We start from the raw sequence: 16,180 nt of genomic DNA on the forward strand, positions 1-16,180 counted from the left end.
CATGTGAAAGCCGCCGAATGGGCCGAAGACCAGCACCGCCGAGCCGAACTCGACGACCTCATGGCGCAGCTCGCCGACCGTGAAGTGCAGATGGAAGACGACCTGATCGCAGCCTGCGACGAGTACGAACTCGACTGCAGTCGGGACTCGAAGCCGGAAGCCGACCTCGCTTGCCAGCCAGCTCGGCCACACCGACCGGCGTCCCGCGGGAGAAGCCGTGGACGCTGACAAGGCACACGCCGCGGACGCGTGCGCTGTTCCGCTCGCGCCGCTTCCCGACCACCGCAACGTGAACACGCCGTGGTGGCAGGAGCTGTGGCGTCGTCACGCGCACATCACGACGCCGCTGCGAGCGCGCGGCCTGGTGTGCGACATCGAGTTCGGGCTCAGCGCCTACGTCGTGCGCGTTGCGCTCCCAGACGACAGCTACCTGGTCATCAGTCCGCCGCAGGAACCGTCTTCCGAGCGCCCGCCCGGAGATGCCGAGGGCTGGATCGTGACCCGTGAGCACCCCGACGACCAGACGCTGTTCGAGGTCCTTTACGACTCGGCCTCCTCTGAGAGCACCGGTACGCGCCAGCGTCCAGAAGCCCTCTATGGAGGCAGCGCGCCGCCCCTGATCGAGGCGATCGACCAGCGCCTTGCCCAGCTCGGGCTGCTCCCACACCCCGTCCTGCCCCAGGAAAGCTCTCACGTGCACCCCGCTCGAACGACGCCCCAGCCCCACACCCGGGATGTCCCCGGCCCGTCTGACCGTGCCACCGTCTACGTCTACGGCGACGCGCTGCGCGCTCTGACCGACCGCCTCAACGGAGCCGAGTCCCACGCGGATGCCGCTGCCCTGTTGCACCAGATTCTGGATCCGATCAATGGCCTGCTGGCGCAGCTTGGCGAGTTCTTCGAAGCAGCCGGGGAGAAGGCCAAGGAAGCTGAGGAGGATGACGGCTTCGACCTTCCTACGACCTCGCTGATGCCGCCGCGGAGATTCGTAACCTCGGTGAGGTTCTGCACGTGGCCGAGGACCGGATGCGGGCCCTCACCCCGCTCGCGCCCGCGCCGCGGCTGTCCTCCGCCCCGGCCCGTGCACCGTCCCTTCCGCCGCAAGCCCTCCCGCCGGCACCACCACGGCACACACGCTGACGCGTAGCCCTTCCGCCCTCCAGGAACACATGTCCTCATCCCGCACCGACCTGTCCGCCTTCGCTGCCAGTCTCGCCGACCGTCTGCCGGGCCTTTGGACCAGTGACTATCAGCGCCACGCGCAGTATGCGGGCCAGTTTCCCCTAACCGAGCAGCTCTGGGACGCCGGTCACGTCGAGTACATCGTCAGCCAGTACGTCCTCACCCACGACGCCGTGCTCCACGGGCCGTCCTGCCAGCGGCTGTACGTGACCGACCGGCCCCGGTACCCGCACCAGTTCGTCGTCGCGCCGCTCGTCCCCGTCGGCGCGCACATCAAGCCCTACCACTTCGGCACAGTCGAGGAACCCAACGGCATAGCCGTTCCCCGAGATCCCGCTCGTGCGGCGGCGCGAGTCGCCCGGCGGGTGCTGCCCCGCTATGAGCGCGCCCTGCAGCAAGTGCTCACGAACGCAGCCAAGCAGCCAGAACCTTCGTACCGGTCCGGCCCGCCGCAGGTCGAGCAGGTCCTCACCCTGACCCTGTACAGCGACGGAGCCCTTGGCGCACCGTACGAGAGCGTGCCGGTGGATGCCCGCATGACGCTGTACGCCCACGGTTTCCAGTACCACCCGCACCAAGCGGCGTTTCTCCTTCCCACCGCGTACGGGGACAGCGGTCGCGCACTGCGCGTCCACGGCGTGGTCCAGCAGCTCACGGCCAAGGGCATCGGCGTCAACCTCCGCCACTCGGCGCCCAGCACGAGCTCGGCCCTTCCGCCGGCATCAGCGAAGATCACGTCCACGGCCAGCCGTACGCGCTGATCCCCCTTTCGCCCAGCAGGTCCTTGGAGCCCCCTATCCGCACTGCCCGCCGTTCCCTGCCGCTGCTCACCAGCGCCGTCTGCCTCACCCTGACCCTCACCGGCTGCGCCGGCGAAGACGCCCCCGCCCCGGCCCGTAAGACGCCCAGCGCCGACACCGCCGCGAAGCCCGTGCCCTCTCTCAGCGCCGCCCAGGCCCGCGACGTCATCACCCGCTATTCAAAGATCAACAACGAGGCCAACGCCGACCGGAACCGGCGCCTGCTCGACACCGTCGAGGACGGTCCGCTGTACGCGATGTCTGTCTCGGACTACACCGAGACCGAAGGACTCCCCGCCAAGGACCGCGAGCCGTACAAGCCCTGGTCCTACGAGCTCGCCAGCGCCAAGCTGTACATCCCCCGTCTGGCCGCAGGGCAGGAACGCTGGTTCGCCGCCGCCCTCTCCAGCGAGAAAGACAAGGCCCCCTCGCGACTGGTCGTGTTCGCCGAACAGCCCCAGCACAAACGCTGGGAGATGGTGTCCGTCGTCGACCTCGACAGCCAGAAGCTGCCCGACGTCGCCCTGGACCGCGAGGGATACGCGACGGCTGTCGCCGCCAACGACAACAAGCATCTGGCCGCCGACGCCGACCTGCTGCGTACTGCCGTGCTGGACAACTTCACCACCGGAGGCACGAACACCGGAAGCAAGGTGTTCGCGTCGACCAAGGCCAGCAAGCGGCAGGTCAAGGTCCACAGTGATGCCGCAACACGCTTCGGCGACAAGGGAACCAGCGTCTTCGACGGAACCGACAATCGCTTCACGGACGCCTACGCTCTCAAGACGGCAGACGGCGGCGCGCTGATCCTCTTCTCCCACACGCACACCCAGACCGACGCCGTCGCGCACTCCGGCCTGCAGCTCAACCCCGGCAAGGGCGACCGGGCCTGGCTCCACGACGTGCCCCGCATGTCCATCCGGTACACGTTCGTGTGCAACGACGCCGCCACCGTCCCCGCAAAGGCCGAACCCTCCCGCCTGATCGGCTACACCTGCGCCCGCACCGACGCCTCCGGCCCCCCGGTCGCCTCCTGGTCGCACCGCGCGTAGCCGCACCCGCCCGCCACTTCGACGGCCGCCGGGCATCCCTCTGCTCGCTCCGGAGAACTCCCTGTCCACACACTCCTTCATCGCCCGACCCACCATCGGTGCGGGGTACAGCGGCATCCACGTCCAGCTCGACGGCGTGCCCAGCCACCACCTCCCGCTCCTCCTGGCCGCCTACCAGTACAAGTTCGGACGTGACGTCGAGGCCATGGCCCAGCACCTCATCGACGACATCACCGTCGGCTGGGACGAACTCGGCACCGATCTCCTCGATGACGCCCCGCCCACGCTCGTGGCCGCGCTGACCGGCGGCGAACACTGGCCCAGCCGGACCCTCGATCACCTGATCACTCCGGACGGCTCGCCCCCGGTGCGCATGACGGTCACCGACACCACCGCCGGCGAACTGGGCATGCAGTGGGGCTACATCCTGCATCCGCAGGGCATCGAAGTGATCAGCATGGCTCACACCGGCACGGGCCCCCTCGTCGCCTGGGACACCGACCCCAGTACCCCCTTCAGCGACCACCCGGCGCACTGGCCCGCCATCACCACACGCCGGACGCCCGCCACGCGCCCGCCGCGGTCCGCTGCCGGTGCAGCGCCGACCGGGCCCCGCACGGCTGCCCGCCGCTGACCCTCACCGCCTCTCATTGCCGGAGATTTCCCTGCCCGCTCCTCTGCTTACGGTCGTCATCGCCACCCGTCTGCGCGACGACCGCCTCGACTACCTGACCGCCATGCACGCCAGTCTTACCCGGCAGTCCGTGCCGTGGGAGGCCGTGATCGCGCTCGACGGCACCGCACCCGAACGCCTGCCGGCCCCGCTCGCGCAGGACTCCCGCATCCGTACACTGCGCCTGCCCCGGCCGGTCGGCGCGGCCTGCGCCAGGAACCTGGCCCTCACCCACGTGCGCACCCCTTACGTCAACTGGGCCGACGATGACGATGAGTTCACCGATGACGCCATGTCCGTACGGCTGGACACCCTGGAGTCCACCGGGGTCGGCTGGTGCGCGGGGTGGAGCGAGGACCAGTACCCCGACGGCTCGACCCGCCTGTGGCGCTGCCCCGCCCCGCCCGGCCGGCACGAGGCCGGCGACGTTTGGACGTATTGGAAGTCGCCGACGGACACGATCCCCATCGGGCCGACCACGATCCTCGCCCGCACCGACCTCGTGCGCGCCGCGCCGATGGGCGGCCTCGTCCAGGGCGAGGACTACTGCGCGGCCCTCGGCGTCACCACGCTCGCACCCGGAATCCTGCTGCCGGCCCCTGTGTACCGGTACCGCAAGCACCCCGGACAGATGACGGCCCAGGTCGGGTACGACCAGCTGGAGGCGGCGGCCCGGGAGCACGCCTGGGCGTACGGGCGCAGCCTGCGCGCCGTCCTGCAGGGTGGCGAGGACCTGGTCCGTGGCTGAGGCGCAGATCGTCCTGTCGCACAGCCGGGAGTCCGGGATCGTCGCCATCGCCTCGGGCGAGCAGTACCCGTGGGCGCACACCGCCCTCGCGGAGAGTGGCTTCCAGCGGGACGACGACGGGGTCTGGCACCTGCCCACGGGCGGCACCCAGACCACCGTGGTCGATCTGGTCACGTGCGCGAAGCGGCACCGCGCCAGCGTGCACACGAGCAGCCGCCGGTTCATCGGCGACGCCGCCCGTGACCTCGCGCGCCTGCTGCCCGGCCAGTGGCACGCCTCGGTCGAGATCTATGCGCACCCGGCCTGGCAGGAAGACCTGGTCCCCTGGATCTGGGACAGCGGCGACCTCGGCCGCGCCGTCCAGAGCGAACGGATCCCCTACGCCGCGGTCCTCACCGACGCGGCGCAGGGCACCACGCTGTTGTTCATCGAGCGGCCCGGCCGGCAACTCGACTACCTGGTGGGCGCCTTCTCGCCGGAAGGGCTCGAAGGGGGCTACGGCGATCCCCACGCTCCGCGCAGCATCGTCCTGCCGCCGTTTCCCGGGCGGGCTGCCCAGGCCCTCACCGACCGGTACCTTCCCGCCTACGAGCAGGCCGTCCATGCCCGCCAGACGGCGGCCATCGCCGCCGTGCTCGGGGACATCCGCTGCGAGCACGACACCTGGCAGGCCATGAACGCCTCCGGCCGCTACAGCGACGCCACCCCGCTGAGCGCCGCTGCCCTCGGCGCCTCGACGGAGCTGTTCCTCGACCACGCCTGGCGCCGTTTCCTGACCCTCGTCGACCACACCCCGACGCTTCTCGACCGGTGCCGGCCCGCGACCAGCCCGTGGCCCGACGACGCCGCAGCCCTCTCCCGTCTGGCCGACGCCGTGATCGATGCCGAATCCCTGCTCGACGAGATCGTCCACGGTGGTGCCGTACCGGAGCAGGAGCGCCGAGTACGCGCGTGGCCGGCGATCGAGACCTGGCTGACCGACGGCGACGCGTTCTTGCGCCAGGCCCGCCTGAGCGCACCCCACCGCCGCCCGGCCCTCCCCGTCGCAGCCCCAGCCCGCCCCCTCGCCGCGGCCCGGTCGGCGTACCGCAGCCACTGACCGCTCCACCCCGACAACGACTGGAGACTCCCGCTCCCTTGCAACCCGGCACCCACTTCTCCTTCGGAGACCACAAGGAACACGGCTTCGTCGCCTCCTTCACCTCCTCGATTCCCCAGCACCTCGCCCACTGGTTCCTGGAGCGCGAGCAATTCGAGCCCGTCCCCAGTGCACCCGGGCTGTACCGCCTCAGCGATCCCGAGCGCGACGGAGTCCGACGCACCCGCCAGGCCGTCCACGACCTTCGCCGCCACGGCTACACCGTGCAGGCCGACATCCGCCTCAACCCGGCCCTCTCCACCGGCCCGCCGCGCCCCGTCCGGCCCCACGGACTCCAGGAGCGCCGCAGCCGGCTCGCCCAGGCCGCCGCCGGCCGAACGACGCAGCGCTCCACACCGCCCACCACCTCCCCTCCGTCGGCCCGGCCGATCCCGCCGAAGCCCACCTACGCTCCCACCGTCCACCTGACGGCCGCAGCCGGCGGACGATCCCGATGACACCCGCGAACAGCCCGGCCCCCGACAGCCCCTTGCCGACAGCGTCCGCACTGGCCAGCAAGGCACGCGACTTCCGGCTGCGAATGGCAGTCATCGACTGCGAGACCGATGCCGCCCTCCACATGACACGCGACCGCCACGGCCGCACCGTCCACGCAGACGCCGCCGCAGCCGCACGAGCCCACCGCGACAAGGCGGCGCTGGAGGCGTACGCCACCCGCCTCGCCCCCCCACGCCGAGGCTCTCCTCGATGCCGCCCGACTCGCGCTCGACGAGTTGCCGCCTGCCCGGCACCTGAGCGGGTGGCGGGCCGTCCTGGACGGCTTGGCATCCTCCGCCGCCGAAATCCGCAGGGCCCTCGACCGGCCCGCCGCGCCCGGGTCCCCCGCCGAGCGCGCTCAGCACGCGGCCCTGTGGCCGCATCTCACCGCCTGGGCGGACCACAGCCCGATCGCCAGCAACCTCGCCGACCAGCGCGACGGCCAGCACCACAGGGCTCCGCTGACCGACGAGGAACAGCAGCTGTGGACCGCCAGGGCCCGGGCCGCGCAGACGCGTGGCGCGCTGGAGCTGACCGAGTCGTGGTACGCCGCCGACGGACAGCCGATCACCCTCGCTTACCTGGTCGAGGACGACGACTCCACAGTGGTCGCGCTGCGCGGCGACCCGGGCGTACCGGGCTGGCAGGTGATCGGGCACTTCGCCCACGAGTACGAGGCGGGCAAGGCCCTGCCCGCTCCGGTCCCGCCCGGCGTGCTGCGCTCGGACATCTCCCGGTTCAACCGCCCGGCACCGGCCCCGGCGCTGTCCCTGCAGGATCTCATCCGCGACGTCGTCGAAGGCCACAGTGCCGGTGACGCCTCGAACGCTCTCCTGGGAGCTGTCCAGCGCGGCTACGCCGCCGGCCCGATGGTCCGCCTGCAGGAACTTCTGGAGACGAGCGGCCAGTTCGCCAGCGCCCTGGAGACCGTGCAGGGCCGCCAGATCGCCGCCCGCCTCTCAGCTCTGGGCCGGCAGATCGAGTCCTCACCCGCGAAGTCGAAGAGGCAGCCGAGGACCTCGGGGCGACCGTCGCCGTCCTGCCCCCGCACCGCACCCCCGTGATGCGCACCCGCCCGCGCCCGGCCGTGGACACCACACCGCCCCCGCCGCCGCCCCGCGCCAGCATGACCGCCCGCCACCGATAGGAGATTCGCTTTGCCCGAAGCACCAGCAGAGCCGTTCATGCCGATCCGGCACACCATCACCGGCGAAATCACCACCACCGGCTACAACGCCGCCGCCCGGCGGATCCTGCTCCAGGACGGCTTCGAAGAGACGCCAGGCTGCGCCTGCCGAGCGACGGAACCCGGTACGGAGCGGACGCACGGGCCTGCTCGGCAGCCAGCGAGCTGCTCGTCGTCGGCCATCCCGTGCACCTGGACCGAGCCCTCGGCCGGCCGGTGAGCGCCGACGGTACGCCCCGGTTGGGCTGGTCGCCGATATCGGCACAGCCCGTGATAGCACCGCGGGCGGCCAGCCCTTCCAGCTCATCGCCAACCCCGCGCTCGCCCACACCTGTTGAAGGGACCTCGTTTTGACCACACCCGGAACGCCTACCAGACCAGCGCGCACCAAGGGCGGCGAGCTCCGGGCCAAGGTGGCCCGGCTGCTGGCCGACCGGCCGGCGGACAAGCTCACTATCGGGGACATGGCCAGGCAGCTGGGCCACTCCCACGGCGCCGTCCGCAACGCCGCGCTCACCCTGGTGCGACGCGGCGAGGCCGACCAAAGCGGGACCGGACAACCGGAGTTCCGCGCGAACGGGAAAACCGCCGCAGCCGCGCAGAGGGCTGTGATCAGCCCACCGGGCACCCACTCTCCCCGCGCTCAGGCGGCCACGGCCCATACGACCTACACCGCAGCAGCCACGCCCAGGCAGACTGGCCCGATCCGCCGCGCGGGGGGCCAGCTCTACCACCCCCGGGAGCTGGCCGATCTGCCCGACGTCGAGGCGTTGAATCGCTTGCGCGACGCCGACGTGCCGGTGCTGCTCTACGGCCCTCCGGGCACCGGCAAGACGAGTCTGGTCGAGGCGGCGTTCCCGGACCTGCTCACCGTCGCCGGTGACGGCGACACCACGGTCGGCGACTTGATCGGCGAGTACACACAGGACGACGCGGGAGCCTATGTCTTCCAGTACGGTCCGCTGGTCACCGCGATGACCGAGGGCCGCGCCCTGCTGATCGACGATGCCACCTTGATCTCACCGAAGGTCCTGGCGGCGCTGTATCCCGCGATGGACGGGCGCAGGCAGATCCAGGTCAAGGCCCACAAGGGCGAGACCATCAAGGCCGAGCCGGGCTTCTACGTGGTGGCGGGCCACAATCCCGGCGTCCACGGTGCGGTGTTGACGGAGGCGCTCGCGAGCCGGTTCAGCGTGCAGATCCAGATCGGCACGGACTATGACCTCGCCCTGGCCTTGAGGATCGATGCCCGGGTGGTCCGGGTCGCCCGACACCTCTCCCGTCAGGTCGAACTCGGCGAGCTGGGCTGGGCCCCCCAACTGCGGGAACTGCTCAGTTACCAGAAGACCGAGGCCGTCCTCGGCACCAAGGCCGCGCTCGCGAACCTGGTAGGCATCGCTCCTGTGGAGGATCGCGATGCCGTCGCCGACGCCGTCATGAAGGCTGTCGGCGTCAAAAATATCGCTCCTCTCACCCTCGGCAAGCAGCTCCCCGCCTCGGCCGCCCGGCAGCCCCCAGGCAATACCGGCTCCGCACACCGGGGTCGCCCGCGATGAGCGCCCACCACCATGTCCAGTCCCCCGCCACCACGCCGGACGACGACGCCGACCTCGCACGATGGGACGACGACGGCGCCCCGCCCGCGCAACCCCGTTCCTCCCCGGCCGCGTGGCTGCGCGTGGGAGCCGAACTCGGCGACCGGCTGGTCGAACTCTCCGGCCGCAACGACCTCCTCGTCACCTGCCGCCCCGGCACGCGCAGCGGCGCACCGGCCGCGTTCTTCCCCACCCTGGGCGAGGTCGAGTTCGACGCCCGCCTGTTCGCCCCCCTCCAGCCCCACGAGATTCATCCGCGGATCGTAGGCGACGAGGAGCGGTATCCCGCCGCCTGGGGAGTGTTCGTCCACGAGGCCGCGCACGCGGCCCACTCCGTCTGGACACAGCCTGCCGGAGCGAACCCCCGTGTCGTCGAGGCCGCGCTCCTACTGGAGGAGAGCCGCGTCGAAGGCGCACACCTGATCACGCGGCCCACGGACCGCACGTACCTGCGCACCAGTGCCCGAACCCTGGTCATGCCCGACATCGCCCACCCCACCCTCCAGGGCATCGAGCAGGCCGCCGCCGTGGCGGCCCTGATCCTCGGCCGCCGTGACGTCGGCATCCTGGACGCCGGCGAGACCCGGGCCGTCGCCGATCTGTGCGAAAGGGTGCTGGGCGCAGACCTGCTGGCTACACTCACCCGCATCTGGACCGCAGCTCACCAGTGCGCCGACCACGATGCCACGACCATGCTCGCGCGCGGTCAAGAATGGTGCGACGCTCTGGACGCCGCGGCCCCCGCCCTGCCCGTGCCGGAGGGCCTCTCCGATCTACTGTCCGGCTCCGTGGGGGTCGTCATGGACAGCACGGCAGCCACCGACGCGGCCGATCTCGCGGCACAGGACGCAGCGGCCAGCGCCATGGCGTCGCGGTCCAAGGCGCAGGCTCAGGACCGCGCCCAGCGGGCCGACCAGCGACGCAAAGCCGCCGCCACCGCCAAGTCGGTGTTCAACGCCCGTGGCACCACCGTCAACCCCGATGGCACACCGGCGCCCTCCGGCAACCCGGTCACCGGCACCCGCAGGCCCACCGCCGCCGAGCAGAGTGCCGCCGCGCGCCTGAGCCGCGCCCTGCGTGCCGCCGCCTACCGCGAGCGGACCGAGGAGCGGACCACCAGCCCCACCCCGCCCGGCCGCCTCAACATGCGCGCGGCCCTCGCCCGCGACGCTCAGCGCGCGGCCGGGTCGGTCCCCACCGCGGAACCGTTCACCCACACCCGCCGCCGGAACTCCCCCACCCCACCGCTGCGTGTGGGGATCGCCGTCGACGTCTCCGGCTCCATGCGTGCCGCCTGCGCGCCCGTGGCGTCCGCTGCCTGGATCGTGGCACGCGCAGCAGCCCTGACCGACCCCGACTCCCGTACCGCCACCATTGCCTACGACAGGCACCTGACCGCACTGACCCGGCCCACCCACCGAGCACCAGAGCACGTGACGACGTTCGATGCCACCGGCGGCCACCACAACCTCGGCGACGCCATCGACGCACTCGACCACGGCCTCGAACTCAGCCGCCCCGGCGCCGGCCGCCTCCTCGTGATCGTCACCGACGCCCGGTACGGCAGCGACGAAACCGCTCAAGCCGTCACCCGCGTCAAGCAGCTCACGACCGCCGGCTGCGCCGTACTCCAGCTCACCCTCACCGCGGAGTCCCGCCACTTGCCGGGAACCACCTTGCTGCACCTGTCCCAGCCCTCCAGCGCTCCCGTCGCCATCGCCAAGGCGGCCACAGACGCCATCCGCAGGACACGCTGAGACGACGCAGAAGGCTGAAGCGTCCCCGAGACCACCGCCAAGAACTCCAGACCAATTCCGTCCGCCGCGTGAATCGTGCATCTGATGCACGACCCTCCGCAACGGCGCAGGCCACCACCCCAACCGTCAACGAAAGGCACTCGATTTGAAGCCCCAGACCAGCATCCCGACCTCGAACGTAATGCCCATCAAACGGAATTCCCCGGGGGTGAGTACGCACTGGATCGTGGAGCACGCCTGCTCCCACCGGGTAGATCATGACCTGTCCAACCGCCCCGCCGACAAGCGGGCGGGCTTCGCCCGTTGGCTCGCGTCGAAGGACTGCACCGACTGCTGGAAGGCGGCGCGCGACGCCGACTCCGAGTCCAAGGAAGAGTGGCTCGCGGCGAAGCGCGCCGAGGAGCAGGAGGCAACCGCCACCTGGGCCAAGCAGTTCGACATGCCGCAGCTGGAGGGCCCGGAGAAGGCCCTGGACTGGGGTGAGCGCTCCCGCCATCAGCTGATGACGGCCGCGCACACCGCCCTGGTCGTCGAGGGCAGCTGGGACGAGGCGGACTGGGCGGAGCTGGAGGAGAAAGCCCGCTCCATCAGCCGTGCAGGGTGGTGGATCGACCAGCGTGACTCCGAAGGCACTGACCTGGTCGAACTCCTCGACGCAGCCACCGAGGCGGACCGCGGGACGGAGAACCCGTTCCGCTGACGGCGGGGCAACATAGCCGGGAAACGCCGGTTAGCCAAACCGGCGTTCCTCCGGACTATTGATGCTCCCACCCCGCCAGCCATCGCGTGGAAGGAACCGCGTGCTCCCTCCGTCCTGGGACCATCAACCCACCCCCGTCACCGCCCTCACCCCCGACCCGCTCACGCCCGCCCGCGACATCACCCACGCCCACTTTCAGGCCGGGGACACCGTCGTCGTCCTCAAGGGGGTGGCCGGCGGGGAACTGTGGGGAGACTCCATGCGCATCGTCGCCCCCTCCTGGCACACCCCCACCGACGAGGACGGATGGCGACTGCGTGATCCCACCGGCGGTGCCCAGTCCTACGTCACCGCTCACCCCCGCTACCTCGTGCACCTCTCGCGCCGCTGCCCGGACTGCCTGATCTACCTGCGGGCCATGGAAGACACCCTCCTCGCACGGTTCGCCGGCCACGACGAGCTGATCGACTGCGGCTGGTACACCACCACCGCCCTGGGCCAGCTCGTGCACACCGCAGACACCAGGGGCGGCCAGTGACTCCCCCCATGAACCGCCCCGACCGTGCCGCTTCGCTCCACAAGGCCAGGGCCCGAGCCACCGCAACACCGGTCGATCCTTCCTGGCCGCTGCGCCTGTCCGAAGATCTCCGCGGCATCCGGGCCGACTGGAAAACTTCAGCCGCGGTGTGCGCGGATGCCGCCTGGGCGGCACGGTCAGCCGGCCGCAGCGTCCTGGGGCTGCTGTCCCCGGAGGATGTCCTCGCAACGGACCGTGATTCGATCACCGCCCGCACCATGGTGCATCTGTACCTGAGCGCCCTTCGGTTCGACTTCCGCTGTCCCACCCTCCAACGTCTCGTCGAGCACCTCGCGGAGACCACACGTCAGCCGCTGGACTGCTACACCCGCGCCCTGTACGCCTTCGCGCTGCTTGGCCAGTCCCGCCCCGAGGGCCTGACGGTCATGGACGAGGTCCTCACCGAGGCGGAGGAGCACCCCAAAACACTGCACGTCCTGCTGCACGGGCTGTGGTTCGGCCAGGACCTGGACGAGGGTGCGGAGCGTCTTCTGGCCCTCAGCTCCCGGCCCGCCCTCGCCACCGGCACCGGCACCGGCACCGGCACCGGCACCGGCACCGGCACCGGCCCGATCGTCCTCTTCCGCGTGGCGGGGGCGCTGCGCCGGATGGACCGGTACGACGAAGGGCTGGGCGCCATCGACAGGGAGATCGGCTGTCTTCCGCCGGGAGACACATCGGTTCACGCCGACCTGGTCCGCGAGCGCTCCCTGATCTGTGCAGCCCGCGGCCTTCATCAGCACCGGTCACCCACCCGCACGTCGAGCGGGGTGCCGTCATGATCCCCCGCCTGCACGCGAGGGCCCACTCGCCGCGCGAACCGCTGGCCGAGGCGCTCGGGCGGCCCCTTTCCCCGAACGAGGGCCTGACGGAATACACCGTGGTCGCCCACTGGCCGGGCCTGGACTACTACACCCCGGACGACGAGCAGAAGACCTGGACGTCCGTTGAGTGGGCCGAGCACCTCGAAGATCCCTACCTGGAGCATCCGTTCGCTGCCAGCCCGGACGACGACCGGCATGCGATCCTCCATCTCGACGTCCGGCTCCACCCGGACGACCGGGAGCTGACAGGTCCCGAGTGGTCCGAAACTGCCCACCGGTTCGCACGGGCCGCTGGTATCGAGGTACCCGGCGCCGCGGAGCACGGTTGGCGGTGGATCGCTGTCCAAGGCCAGCCCGGACGTCTGGATCTGCTCGCCAACCTGATCCACCTCGACGGCACCTGGCGCACCCCGCCCGCCGACATCCGGCAACGCCTTACCGGTGAAGCGCGCCGCATCGAGCAGGACCTGAACCTGATCCCCGTCCGCACCGGCACCACGCAGTGGTCCGTTGCCCGTACGGTCCCGACCGCATCGTCGCAGCTCGCCGGCGTCCTCACGCAGCTCGCCGACGAGCAGGCTGGCCCGCTGGCCACGGTCCGCGGACTGGTCGAGCACACCGCTTACCGGATCGCCCGCCAGCCGGGGGCTGCCGGCACGGACACGGCGCACCGTCTGGAGCTGATCGTCCCCCGCCTCCATGCGATTCAGCAGGACCTGGACGCCGCTGCGGCCCACCTTGTCCAGCCGCGGGCCGCCGCCGCACCTGCCGCAGCCCAGCGCGCCGCCCACAGATCTCCGTAGGAGAAACGTCTCCTTGCCCCGAACCACCGACCGCTTCCTGGACATCCGCCGTGGCCCGCACTTCGGCGAACTCCTCGCCCGCGGCGGCGACCTTGAGGCACACAGCATTCTCCAACGCGCGGGATTCGTCGCTGTCGTCCGCCTCCACGAGACCTACCACCGCGCCCCCGCCGGCCTGACCGAGGCGGACGAGTCCAGTCTCGCCACCGAGGCCGTAGGGCGCCTGCGGGCCGTCGGGTACCACGTCGACTGCGATGAGCGCTTCGACACCGAAGCCCGCCCCGCGCGCTATCCCACGCTCGGCGCCTCGGTCTCCCACCTCGCCGAACGCCTCCGCGAGGCCACCGACACCGCCGAGGCAGCCGACATCCTCACCGAACTCACCGCGCCCCACGACGGCGTCCTCGCCGGGTTCGAGGAAACCCTTCGCGCCCTGGCGGAGTTCTTCGACGGCCTCGGCGACGCGAGCGATCCGCACACCGCCCGGCGCCTGCGCTACCTCGCCGACGCATACGTCCGCGTCATCCACTCCGACCTCGCGCACACCCGCAAACGGCTGGCCGACCGGCACGCCCCTCACCCCGGCCGCCGCGCCTGCGCCGAACACGTCCCCGACCACGAGCCCGAACGCTCCGCGGTGTGCGCCTGCCCGCCCTCGCCGCGTGCACTGCCGGTCCCGGCACCGCCACCCGTCGGTGCCACCCGCCTGCGCCGCTGAGCCCCTGCAACCGCCCAAGGACACCATGCACGACCACAGCGCCTCCGAGCGCCTCGCCTCCTACGCCGACGTCCTCGCCAGCGAACTCCCCGACACCTGGACCAGTACCCACCTGACAGCCGACGACAAGGACGACCTCGCCGAACTCACCAGCCGCATCTGGGACCTGGACCTGGTCGCCGCCTCTCTGGCCGAACACCCCCTGCAGCAGGCAGCCGTCCTCAGCCGCCCTGACGGCGCCCAGCTCGTCCTGATCGACCGGCACGACGAACGCGACGGCTTCCTCCTCGCCGCCGTCGCCCCGCACGCCCTGCCCGATGAGGCGTATCATGCCGTCCCCGAGCCCAACGGCATCGTCCTGACCGACGACCCGTTCCTCGGCGCCGAGCAGGTCGCAAATGATTTGCTCGTCCGCTACGACCGTGCGCTCGCCCAGGTCCGGCACAACGCTCTGGACGGCATCCAGCCCTCCCAGCCGGACCGGGTCGTCCTGACCTGGCAGCCGGACGGCAGCGTCGCCACCGCCCCCGCCGACGACCGGGCCCGCACGATCCTCGCCGCCCACGGCTTCGTCCAGGACCCGCACAGCGGCATCTACCGCCTGGAGGGCAACGACACCCAGTCGCAGGCACGTGCGCTGCGCGAGATCGGCCCGCAGCTCGACGCGCTCGGTATCGGCACCGCCCTCCAGCATCCCGCATCCCGGACCGCACCCACCGCAGCCCCGGCATCCATGCCGCCGGCCCCCGCCGGCGCCCGCAAACCCGCCACCAGGACGCGATGAACAAGACGGAGCCCGACTTCTGGGTTCTGGAGTAGGTCACCATCACCAAGGACTCCTGCACCGGCCTGGTCGTGGCCATCGGGGGCCCCGAGCAGGCAGCGGACATCCTCCAGCGGACCGGCGGCTTCCTCACCGCTCCCGGGCCCCGCGGGGACTACCACCATCTTCCGCACGGCCTGCCCATCGAGCAGCAGCGCCTGAAGGCGACCACCGCCTCACACGCCCTACTCGCCCTGACCAGAGAAGTGATCGTCCGCGCCTGGATCACCGCCAGTGATCTCCACTGCGCCGCGCCCGGCGAGGAACCCGAGCCCATCGCACGGCTCGGTAGCACCGCCCATTCCCTGCGCGAAGCCGCCAGCGTCATCCTGCACGCCCGCAACCACGCCGCCCGCCTGACACAGCCACCGGCCACCGCACCGGCACCGGGTCGCGCGCAGTCCCCGGTATCCCGCCGCCGCTGACCCCGGAGAAGGAGCGTATGGCCAACCTGGCCGACGAGTACGGCACGGACGTCGAGATCTACATCAAGGCCCTGACGACCACCATTCAGGCCGACACTCCCGCCGGCGCCCCGCTGGGCTCCACAACCTGCTGGAACAGCTCGGCCTCGAACGCCACGCATACCCCACGGGCGAGCCGCTCTACATCTGGCACACCGTGCCCGACCACCTTGGCGCCGAGGAACAGAAGCGCCTGGCGAATCGCGTCATCCCCGCCCTGATGCTGGCCGAATACACGGTCAACTGCGACCCCGAGGTCTTCGACGAGGCCCTCTACCAGCAGGCTGTGCACCGCCTCTGGGCGCGCGCAGCCCGCTCCGCCCCGCAGCATCCGGTGCCCGCCAGTTCCCCCTCGCGCTCCGCACCGGTCCGCCGCACCCCGTGCAACACCCGGGCGGCCCCGGCACCACGTCGGGGCCGCCCACCGCCCCGCCCCGACTCCTGGAGAAACCCGTAGCAGCCCGCACCCTCCCGCCGATCAGCCACCGCCGCAAGCCGCGCCTCGCGACCGCCCTGTTCCGCCGCTATCTGCGCGCCTGCATTCCCACCGGCCCCGACCACGCCGCCCCGCTGGCCGGCGCCCGCCCGGAGGCCGTCCTCACCGAGACGCAGCACGTCGGGCAGCGCCACCACCACTGACCG

At 71.4% G+C, this 16,180-nt stretch carries 19 protein-coding genes and 1 pseudogene; 19 read left to right on the forward strand and 1 reads right to left on the reverse strand.

From position 1 onward, the window contains the following. The first annotated feature begins 217 nt into the window (after positions 1-217). From HUV60_RS04650 to HUV60_RS04735, 18 genes and pseudogenes are all read left to right on the forward strand, one after another. Positions 218-1,147 (forward strand): hypothetical protein, encoded by a 930-nt coding sequence (locus HUV60_RS04650; protein ID WP_257852110.1) that lies wholly within the window; start codon positions 218-220, stop codon positions 1,145-1,147. 22 nt (positions 1,148-1,169) lie between these two features. Beyond that, positions 1,170-1,943: a hypothetical protein gene (locus HUV60_RS04655; protein ID WP_257852108.1), complete on the forward strand. Its 774-nt coding sequence runs from the start codon at positions 1,170-1,172 to the stop codon at positions 1,941-1,943. Between the two features lie 23 nt (positions 1,944-1,966). Then, positions 1,967-3,034, forward strand: coding sequence for a hypothetical protein (locus HUV60_RS04660; protein WP_257852107.1), 1,068 nt, complete (start codon positions 1,967-1,969; stop codon positions 3,032-3,034). A gap of 136 nt (positions 3,035-3,170) precedes the next feature. Continuing rightward, entirely contained in the window at positions 3,171-3,668 is a 498-nt protein-coding gene (locus HUV60_RS04665) for a hypothetical protein (RefSeq protein WP_257852106.1), read from the forward strand. 43 nt (positions 3,669-3,711) lie between these two features. Continuing rightward, a complete protein-coding gene (locus HUV60_RS04670) occupies positions 3,712-4,455 on the forward strand; it encodes a glycosyltransferase family 2 protein (protein WP_257853125.1) in 744 nt (247 codons plus the stop codon). Continuing rightward, on the forward strand, positions 4,448-5,554 hold the full coding sequence (locus tag HUV60_RS04675; RefSeq protein ID WP_257852105.1) for a hypothetical protein: 1,107 nt from the start codon (positions 4,448-4,450) through the stop codon (positions 5,552-5,554). The genes HUV60_RS04670 and HUV60_RS04675 overlap by 8 nt, the downstream gene beginning before the upstream one ends. A gap of 38 nt (positions 5,555-5,592) precedes the next feature. After that, positions 5,593-6,051, forward strand: coding sequence for a hypothetical protein (locus HUV60_RS04680; protein ID WP_257852104.1), 459 nt, complete (start codon positions 5,593-5,595; stop codon positions 6,049-6,051). Beyond that, positions 6,048-7,238 (forward strand): annotated as a pseudogene (locus tag HUV60_RS04685) (hypothetical protein). The gene HUV60_RS04680 and the pseudogene HUV60_RS04685 overlap by 4 nt, the downstream one beginning before the upstream one ends. A 37-nt stretch (positions 7,239-7,275) precedes the next feature. Continuing rightward, positions 7,276-7,497 carry a hypothetical protein gene (locus HUV60_RS04690; protein WP_189906652.1) on the forward strand — a complete coding sequence of 74 codons (222 nt, stop codon included), beginning with the start codon at positions 7,276-7,278 and terminating at the stop codon, positions 7,495-7,497. A 193-nt stretch (positions 7,498-7,690) separates the two neighbouring features. Continuing rightward, on the forward strand, positions 7,691-8,833 hold the full coding sequence (locus HUV60_RS04695) for an AAA family ATPase (protein WP_257853123.1): 1,143 nt from the start codon (positions 7,691-7,693) through the stop codon (positions 8,831-8,833). Next, entirely contained in the window at positions 8,830-10,629 is a 1,800-nt protein-coding gene (locus HUV60_RS04700) for a VWA domain-containing protein (protein WP_257852103.1), read from the forward strand. The genes HUV60_RS04695 and HUV60_RS04700 overlap by 4 nt, the downstream gene beginning before the upstream one ends. Before the next feature lie 181 nt (positions 10,630-10,810). After that, positions 10,811-11,329: a hypothetical protein gene (locus tag HUV60_RS04705; protein WP_257852101.1), complete on the forward strand. Its 519-nt coding sequence runs from the start codon at positions 10,811-10,813 to the stop codon at positions 11,327-11,329. Positions 11,330-11,429: 100 nt separating this feature from the next. Beyond that, a complete protein-coding gene (locus HUV60_RS04710) occupies positions 11,430-11,867 on the forward strand; it encodes a hypothetical protein (protein WP_030421300.1) in 438 nt (145 codons plus the stop codon). 8 nt (positions 11,868-11,875) lie between these two features. Then, positions 11,876-12,688, forward strand: coding sequence for a hypothetical protein (locus tag HUV60_RS04715; RefSeq protein WP_257852099.1), 813 nt, complete (start codon positions 11,876-11,878; stop codon positions 12,686-12,688). Then, positions 12,685-13,533, forward strand: coding sequence for a relaxase/mobilization nuclease (locus HUV60_RS04720; RefSeq protein ID WP_257852097.1), 849 nt, complete (start codon positions 12,685-12,687; stop codon positions 13,531-13,533). Before HUV60_RS04715 ends, HUV60_RS04720 begins: the two co-directional genes overlap by 4 nt. Positions 13,534-13,546: 13 nt before the next feature. Then, a complete protein-coding gene (locus HUV60_RS04725) occupies positions 13,547-14,251 on the forward strand; it encodes a hypothetical protein (protein ID WP_257852096.1) in 705 nt (234 codons plus the stop codon). Between the two features lie 25 nt (positions 14,252-14,276). After that, entirely contained in the window at positions 14,277-15,035 is a 759-nt protein-coding gene (locus HUV60_RS04730) for a hypothetical protein (protein WP_257852095.1), read from the forward strand. Between the two features lie 71 nt (positions 15,036-15,106). Then, entirely contained in the window at positions 15,107-15,499 is a 393-nt protein-coding gene (locus tag HUV60_RS04735; protein WP_257852094.1) for a hypothetical protein, read from the forward strand. 85 nt (positions 15,500-15,584) lie between these two features. Here the strand turns inward: HUV60_RS04735 and HUV60_RS04740 are convergent, their stop codons facing one another. Next, positions 15,585-15,830 (reverse strand): hypothetical protein, encoded by a 246-nt coding sequence (locus tag HUV60_RS04740; RefSeq protein ID WP_257852093.1) that lies wholly within the window; start codon positions 15,828-15,830, stop codon positions 15,585-15,587. 89 nt (positions 15,831-15,919) lie between these two features. Between HUV60_RS04740 and HUV60_RS04745 the strand changes: the two genes are divergently transcribed. Next, positions 15,920-16,177: a hypothetical protein gene (locus HUV60_RS04745; protein ID WP_269441126.1), complete on the forward strand. Its 258-nt coding sequence runs from the start codon at positions 15,920-15,922 to the stop codon at positions 16,175-16,177. Positions 16,178-16,180: the final 3 nt, after the last annotated feature.

The organism is Streptomyces sp. KMM 9044 (assembly GCF_024701375.2).
Lineage (GTDB): Bacteria > Actinomycetota > Actinomycetes > Streptomycetales > Streptomycetaceae > Streptomyces.

Bases quoted from the DNA above. Each gene is read 5' to 3' on its own strand.
- HUV60_RS04655 (WP_257852108.1), top strand. From the start codon at position 1,170: ATGTCCTCATCCCGCACCGACCTGTCCGCCTTCGCTGCCAGTCTCGCC.
- HUV60_RS04690 (WP_189906652.1), top strand. From the start codon at position 7,276: ATGCCGATCCGGCACACCATCACCGGCGAAATCACCACCACCGGCTAC.
- HUV60_RS04700 (WP_257852103.1), top strand. From the start codon at position 8,830: ATGAGCGCCCACCACCATGTCCAGTCCCCCGCCACCACGCCGGACGAC.
- HUV60_RS04705 (WP_257852101.1), top strand. From the start codon at position 10,811: ATGCCCATCAAACGGAATTCCCCGGGGGTGAGTACGCACTGGATCGTG.
- HUV60_RS04715 (WP_257852099.1), top strand. From the start codon at position 11,876: ATGAACCGCCCCGACCGTGCCGCTTCGCTCCACAAGGCCAGGGCCCGA.
- HUV60_RS04720 (WP_257852097.1), top strand. From the start codon at position 12,685: ATGATCCCCCGCCTGCACGCGAGGGCCCACTCGCCGCGCGAACCGCTG.
- HUV60_RS04730 (WP_257852095.1), top strand. From the start codon at position 14,277: ATGCACGACCACAGCGCCTCCGAGCGCCTCGCCTCCTACGCCGACGTC.